Source organism: Shewanella sp. Isolate7 (genome assembly GCF_022398425.1).
Taxonomy (GTDB): Bacteria; Pseudomonadota; Gammaproteobacteria; order Enterobacterales; family Shewanellaceae; genus Shewanella.
This window is the reverse complement of record NZ_JAKEVJ010000124.1, coordinates 1-6,807: the sequence shown is the minus strand read 5'-3', so window position 1 is coordinate 6,807 and position 6,807 is coordinate 1. Positions and strand designations below refer to the sequence as shown.

The window sequence follows — 6,807 nt, the reverse complement described above, 5'->3', positions numbered from 1 at the left end:
TCGTTTCCAGTGGATAGGGACGACGACCATTGCCCGCTTTTGGATAAAAGGGCTCAATCACTTCCAGCAGTTGAGTCCATGGTAACAGGTTGTCCATCCGAGATAAGAAAATCTCTTTACGGGTCTGGCGGCGCTTGCTGGAAAACTCACTATCGGCAAAAGTTAACTGTTGGCTCATGGGCGGTAATGGCTGTGATTTACTATGTAGCTATGATCTCACATCAGGGACTTATTCGCATCTTCCCTAAGCGCACGCAATTTAGCGCTCAGGAGAGCCGCTTCAACGTCAAACTCAATCATGAGCAGATCTTCGGCTTCGCCGAGATAGACTTTGCCGGTTCGAGCCAGGGCAACCCTATCATCTCTAACTCTTATGCGCCCCGGCTCAGGCACGCCTTCATCCAGTATCAAGGCATCACCGCCGGACAGACCTGGTCCACCCTGGTCAACACCAGCAGTTTTGCCGAAACCGCCGATCTCGGCGGCCCCTTGGTCGGTCAGGCCATGGTCAGACAGACGCTGTTTCGCTATAGCACGCCCCACTGGCAATTTGCCTTGGAAAACCCCTACACCTATGGCACCACTGCCCAACAGAATGAGAATAAAGCCCAGTGGATAGACACAAGCAACGATTACCTCCCCGACACCATTATTCGTTACAACCAGGCGGGTGATTGGGGCAATGTGTCGATATCGGCACTGATCCGCTACCTCGACGCCAACGACAGCAAACAGTGGGGCAGCGGGTTGTCGGTAGGAGCCAAGCTGTTCACCTTTGGACGAGACGATCTGCGCCTGCTGCTGCACTACGGCAACCTGGGGCGCTATGTAGGCACAGATGCTGCCAGGGACATCATAGAGGGCGAAATAGAGACGTCGCTATCGGGCATGTTTGCCTATCGCCATTTCTGGAGCGAACGCAGCCGCTCGACCATCTTCTATGGGCGCACCACCACAGAGGTCGAACAGACCGACCGCTACCATTGGGGCGTCAACCTGTTTACCGATCTCACGCCGGCGCTCAGCGTCGGGGTCGAATTCGGGCGCTATGAGATTCAGGACGTCAGCACAGACACGACTGCCCCGAGCCCCCGCGGGGCCTCAAACTATGCCCTGTTGAGTATGCAATTCTCACTGCAATAGGCGGCGATAGGTAAGATTATTCGCGAGCTGAGTCACGAATAAGTTTGCTGTTAAAAAAGTGGCGTGATCCATTTCACCTTTACAACAAACTAATCACTTTATCGTTAGTCCATACACAAATTTACACCCAAAATAACGCGGCCATTGGCTGCAAAAATAGGACAGGAATGATGAAATTAAAAATGCTATTAGGTGTGGCCGCTCTGGCTTCAACAACCCCGTGGCCCAGGGCCCACAATGTAACCATGCGCAGCTGCCGTTTCAGCAGATGACGCCTGTGCCATACGACAGCACACCTTACTCACCGCAAGACACTATGCCAGAGCAGTGCAGCAACCCTGAGGTCGAGGCCTATATTGCCGATTGGGAAGCGGGCAAGATCGACTTCACCACGATTCAAGCCAACGACAGTATCGCCGCCGATCAACGCTTCAGTAAGACCCTAGATGACGATGGCAACATCCTCGAAGTCAAAGACTGTGACCGCACTAAATCCCCTGTGGGTTATATCTGGAAAGAGCTGTCTGACAGCCCTGTGGTGATCGGCATCACCGATGGCGGTAAGTCTGACCATGCACCGCACTTCCACGGCCAGCCAGAATGTTACTATGTGGTCAACGGCGAGGGACAAACCCTGGCAGACAACCAGTTTAAGAAACTCGGCACCGGCCAATACTTCTATATTCCAGGCGCCACTATCCACAACACGCCTATCATGTCTGAGAAAGGCCTGGGTGTGATCTACTGGTATCCGAACAACGCCCACTTCGACGGTTTCAAATACTACTGGCGTAAAGACGTGAAAAACCTGCGTGTTGCCGAAGAAGCCTTCGATCGCGTCGATGCCATCCGCAAGCGTGATCTTAACTTAGGCCCCTACGGCACCAACGAAGCCTTCTTTAAGAAATAATACCAATCACAATAAACATGTGATCAGAAATAGCGCAGGAAAAACGCTTGATAACAAAGCAGGATTTTTAGATAAGTAGTTATTCTACAATTAAAAATACTAATACAGTTATCGAGCATTTTAACAAGCTAGAATGATCCATTATTTATTACAATTGGTATAAGCTCGTCTACTCGATCCAAAAAGCGGAGCCTCGGGCTCCGCTTTTTGTTTGCTCCACCTTTAATCCTGCGGCGGTATTTGCTTAAAGTCCGCTTTCTCGCCAACCTTCGCAAAACTGAAGGTATTGGGGGCGATATAGCGCTCAAGCTACACATCGAGCATCAGGGTCTGATCGGCGCCAAACAGCTGGGTCAACTGCTCGTGCTCACAGCGAAACTCGGCGCTCTTGTAATGGCAAAAGCCCTCGTCTGGCCTGGGGATCAGCTTAAGCCCCAGCTTACCCGCCTTTATCCTGGAGAGCTTGTTAGCATCCAAATAGAAGGTGATCACATTACCGTTGACGCTGTTACGCTGCTTATCCAGCACCATGGCATGGGGCAACCGCGAAGCATGGTACTCATCGCCCGCCAAAAGATAGTAATCGAAGTCGGTGACGGCATGGCCCAGGTTATCGAACACACGCAGCACCAGCATGCAGTAACGGGGCGGTTTACGACTCGCCTCGGACTTAAGCGCCATCTGTTGTCTCAGCTTACGATACCCTTGGCGATCTTTTACCCTCAGACAATCGAGAATATCGGCGACCACAGGCTTGTTAGCGGCATTTCTCTGGGTCACTGAATTCATGATCCCCATCTTGCGATTACTGTGACTCGCTCTAGGCACAACCCCTAAGACGCAAGGCTCAACGGCCTGGGTGAGCTCCGTTAGCGCCAGGGTTTCGGCGCACTCGCCATCGAAGCTGTCGCAGAGTACGCCCACTTGCTGCACCAACCGGGCATAGACAAAGTTCATGTTGGCGGCACAAACCCGCACCACGCCATCAGAACCCACCTCGCCGGTGTAACTGTTCATATAGTCGTATAACGCACCGTCTATGGCTTCTCCAGTAAGCACGAAGGGGTAGACGTCGCTGCTAAGCCAATCCTTTTGCTGCCAGCTCAGATTGAGCTGATGCTGACCGTCGCTGCCCAGCTCCAGCCAATCCAATACTCGCTGACCCGGCTCGACACCATCGAACCAGGCTTTGAGTCGACTCACCCTGGACTTACCCAGCTGCGCCAATGCCGAGCCATGATTGGCGGGCGCCAGCATGATCAGGTGTTGTAGCGGCGTGGTCGCTGCCTCTTGGTAATAACGGCACAACCAGTGGCGAATCAGTGGCCCGCCGGTGGAGTGCGTAATCACAGAGAAGGGCTCATCCCCCAGCTCGGCGAGGCGGGCCGACTCGAAGGCGATACTGAGATCTTCCAGCGTCACCGCATCGTTAAAGCTGATATATCGCCCCAGGTAGATGTGTTGAACATTCAGCTCTAGCGCCCCGGAGGCCAGCTTAAGCAGCGCCTGGGGCAGCTCGCCATAGGTCTGGGTACTGGTGACACTCCATCCATGCACAAACACCAGTTTCATCGTCTCACTCCTTCGTTCGTCTCGACGCTCATCTGGGGCCTTAAGCTCCACAGGCGCCACATCTATAGCCATGACACCCGCAATCTAACTTGCAGATCTCATTCAGTTTTGGTTCAGCAAGGCTAACTTACTATGCCCTCAACGAAAACAACACCACCTTTTAAGAGAGAGCATATTATGACTAAGAAGACATTAGCGGTAGCCGCAGTAATCACAGCAGCATTGTCAGCGCCAACTATGGCCACAGATTGGTTCATCGGTGGCGGTATCGGTTCACAAGAGAACAACTACAAGGCAGAGATCACCGAAGCGGTCGATCCAGGCTTCAGCAAGGGCACATTTAAAGATTCAGATAGCGACATGATCTATGAGCTACGCGGTGGTGCCTACCTGAACGACAACAACCGCGTATACGGTACTTACTCTTACAACTCAGACGATTTCGGTAAGCAACAGAGCTTCTTGATGTCTTATGATTACCTGGTCGGCCTGGATGCGAACAACAAGGTCAACTGGTTCATCGGTGCAACCGCGGGTGTTAACCACACGAGTCCAGATGTCGATATGCTGGAATCAAAAAACAACTTCGTATGGGGTGGTCAAACCGGTTTCATGTACAAGATCAACGACAAGGTGAGCACAGAGATCGGCTACCGTTACCTGAAGCAAGACTATGACAAGACCCTCACCTCAGAAGCAGGTGACAAGGCATCATTCTCACTAGACGACAGCCAACAGGTTTATCTGTCTGTAGACTACCGCTTCTAAGCCACGTCTTTACAACAAAGCCCCGCAAGGGGCTTTTTTATTATTCATCTATTGGCTCATTCTCCAGCCAAGCGCCAACCGCTTGCAGGGGGAGATGATCTTGTTCTATCCAGGCTACCCAGGCCAGGCGCTTCGCCTCTCTGGCCTCACCGGGCAAGGCAGCCACAGTACTGGAGAAGCTTACCACCTTAGCGTCAATGCCTCTAAAGTGCTGGTGACTCAAGACCACAAAATCTTCTCGCAGATATTTGCCGCGATTCTCTCCCCTGCCAACCTGAGTCGCCATGCCACTGCCCAGCAAGGCTAGGTGCAACGTGAGACCCTCATTACTGGGCAACTGGCTGTCAAATGTCGCCGTCACAGCTTGCCCAGCTATGGTCACGCTTAATTTGCCCACTCGCGGGCGCATAGCGGCTTCATCGGGCAGTAACCCCTTGTCACCCGGGCGCCACTCGCGGCCATTGATCACCAACTGCGGCGTATAGACCTGGGCGATGCCCTTGTGGTTTAGATAGTCATACTGGCGGCGACTGAAGGCACGCCTGGAAAAGGGATCCCGCCAGCCGAGGTAGTTCCAGTAGGTCACATGAAAGGCCAAGGGAAAATAATCGCGCCACAGGCCGGTCTCCTGCTTGAAACCCGAGAGCCAACGCTCCATGGGCGGACAGCTGCTACAGCCTTGAGAGGTAAACAGCTCGACCACCAGCGGCTGGCGCGTCTCACTCTGCTGATCAAACTGGGTTAGCGTCTGCGCCGCCAAAAGCGGCTGAGCAAACAGACTGAGCAAGAGCAATAGGGCAAGTTTACTCGGCACGGGTTATCCTCCAAGATGATAGGCATCTACTTAAGAGACCCGGCGCCGAAGCATTTACGTTCACGTATCGTTTACACTCAAAGATGCCCTCTTTAATCAAAGGAAAACCTATGCAACCCTATCGCATCATAGACTGTCATGTTCACGACCACCTAGAGCTGGCCTGCATCAGAGGTTACCAACTGCTTATCGAGACCTCAGACGGCGACATTACGGCCACCGCCATCACCCTCACCACCGGGGCAGATAAGTGCGAATATCTCACCGTGAAAAACGAGGCGGGCGAACAGGCGATCCGCCTGGATCATATCCTGGCGATTACGCCCTTATCCCAGGGCGCGACCTTTGATCGAGTGGTGATCGCCGCAGCCAAGAAACCCCGAGAAGATTAACGCCAGGGGCCGCCGGCGAGTCACTTACAAGCCCTTTGGCGCAGTATGCTCGCCGCGCCGACGAAATAAACAATCTTTAATCCATATATAGATGGATTTTTAGACATTTAACACGAATTAGCTATTCACTCAGATAGCGGCACTGATAGAATCGAAGCACCATCCAGAAACTATTAGGACCTCCCCATGAGCCTTGAACTACTGTCCAAGCTGGAGACAAAAATCCAAGCGGCACTCGAAACCATTGAGCTACTGAAAATGGAGCTTGAGGAAGAGAAGCAGAAGAACCATACCCTGAACGAACAGAACCAACAGCTGAGTCAAGATCTCAACTCTTGGAACGAAAAAGTGACCGGGCTTGTGGGCCTGCTGAACGACGAAGTTAGCGAATAACTTGAGAAGCGCTTGGACCAAGAGTGAAACGCTCTTATGATAAGCGCTTTCGATGAGCGAAGACCTAAGCCGTCTTCGCTTCGTTATGTTGGTGCTCGATTAATTCATTCAATTCCATGATGACGCGTTTTACCTGAGGCAGGCTCTGACGCGGCAATAAAAATTTTCCTTTCTCAAACTCTAATCTCCCCAGGTCTTTCACCCAGATCACCCCAGAAACAAAAATTCGGGCATGTTTCACAATCAATTTCGGCGCGTAGACAGGAAAAACTCTCATGAGACCTCCAAGCAAGACTCTGCGTTCTTAATTTTTATACTTAAATTCGACAGGTCTTGTACCATGTTAGTTTCAATTTTTTGAGCATTTTTTTCGCTAAATTTGACCTTCATGCCATAGTGCGAAATTTTTGCCTTGTCTATCAGACTAATAGACTAGCCTAAATAAAAATTGTCACTTGCCAAATTTTTGACACCCTGGTAGATTGGAGTTGTTACTCAGGGTAAATAGAGCTTTTTAGCTCGATAACCGTATTTCCATAGCGACCGGAAATACGGTTTTTTTTATTCTGGGCAACAAAAAAGGGGCCTAGGCCCCTTTCGATGACAAGCTAGCTATTATACCAATCGTAATAAATAATTAATCATTCTAGCTTGTTAAAACGCTCGATAACTGTATTAGTATTTTTAATTGTAGAATAACTACTTATCTAAAAATCCTGCTTTGTTCTCAAGCGTTTTTCCTGCGCTATTTCTGATCACATATTTACTGTGATTGGTATTACTTCAAGCTAGTCAGATAGTAAGCGATCTGTAGC

General features: G+C 51.0%; 7 protein-coding genes and 2 pseudogenes. 5 read left to right on the top strand and 4 right to left on the bottom strand.

Annotated elements, in window-relative coordinates; translation table 11 throughout:
* A pseudogene (locus L1D47_RS19880) lies at window positions 1–178 on the bottom strand (IS5/IS1182 family transposase); the annotation flags it as partial.
* Between the two features lie 8 nt (window positions 179–186).
* On the opposite strand from L1D47_RS19880, the gene L1D47_RS19875 reads away from it, so the two are divergent.
* Entirely contained in the window at window positions 187–1,143 is a 957-nt protein-coding gene (locus tag L1D47_RS19875) for a hypothetical protein (protein ID WP_239886526.1), read from the top strand.
* Window positions 1,144–1,310: 167 nt separating this feature from the next.
* Window positions 1,311–2,053 (top strand): annotated as a pseudogene (locus tag L1D47_RS19870) (cupin domain-containing protein).
* 309 nt (window positions 2,054–2,362) lie between these two features.
* Here L1D47_RS19870 and L1D47_RS19865 read toward each other — a convergent pair.
* Window positions 2,363–3,625 (bottom strand): alpha/beta hydrolase, encoded by a 1,263-nt coding sequence (locus L1D47_RS19865; RefSeq protein ID WP_239886524.1) that lies wholly within the window; start codon window positions 3,623–3,625, stop codon window positions 2,363–2,365.
* A gap of 177 nt (window positions 3,626–3,802) precedes the next feature.
* Between L1D47_RS19865 and L1D47_RS19860 the strand changes: the two genes are divergently transcribed.
* Window positions 3,803–4,393: an outer membrane beta-barrel protein gene (locus tag L1D47_RS19860; RefSeq protein WP_239886523.1), complete on the top strand. Its 591-nt coding sequence runs from the start codon at window positions 3,803–3,805 to the stop codon at window positions 4,391–4,393.
* Between the two features lie 40 nt (window positions 4,394–4,433).
* Here the strand turns inward: L1D47_RS19860 and L1D47_RS19855 are convergent, their stop codons facing one another.
* Window positions 4,434–5,207 carry a DUF1223 domain-containing protein gene (locus L1D47_RS19855; protein ID WP_239886522.1) on the bottom strand — a complete coding sequence of 258 codons (774 nt, stop codon included), beginning with the start codon at window positions 5,205–5,207 and terminating at the stop codon, window positions 4,434–4,436.
* Window positions 5,208–5,317: 110 nt separating this feature from the next.
* On the opposite strand from L1D47_RS19855, the gene L1D47_RS19850 reads away from it, so the two are divergent.
* Both L1D47_RS19850 and L1D47_RS19845 read left to right on the top strand, forming a co-directional pair.
* Window positions 5,318–5,599, top strand: a complete 282-nt coding sequence (locus L1D47_RS19850) for a Rho-binding antiterminator (protein WP_239886521.1) — start codon at window positions 5,318–5,320, stop codon at window positions 5,597–5,599.
* 186 nt (window positions 5,600–5,785) lie between these two features.
* Complete coding sequence (locus L1D47_RS19845; RefSeq protein ID WP_041511814.1) at window positions 5,786–5,992, top strand: cell division protein ZapB; 207 nt, start codon at window positions 5,786–5,788, stop codon at window positions 5,990–5,992.
* A gap of 64 nt (window positions 5,993–6,056) precedes the next feature.
* Here the strand turns inward: L1D47_RS19845 and L1D47_RS19840 are convergent, their stop codons facing one another.
* Window positions 6,057–6,269 (bottom strand): DUF1107 domain-containing protein, encoded by a 213-nt coding sequence (locus tag L1D47_RS19840; protein ID WP_239886520.1) that lies wholly within the window; start codon window positions 6,267–6,269, stop codon window positions 6,057–6,059.
* Window positions 6,270–6,807: the final 538 nt, after the last annotated feature.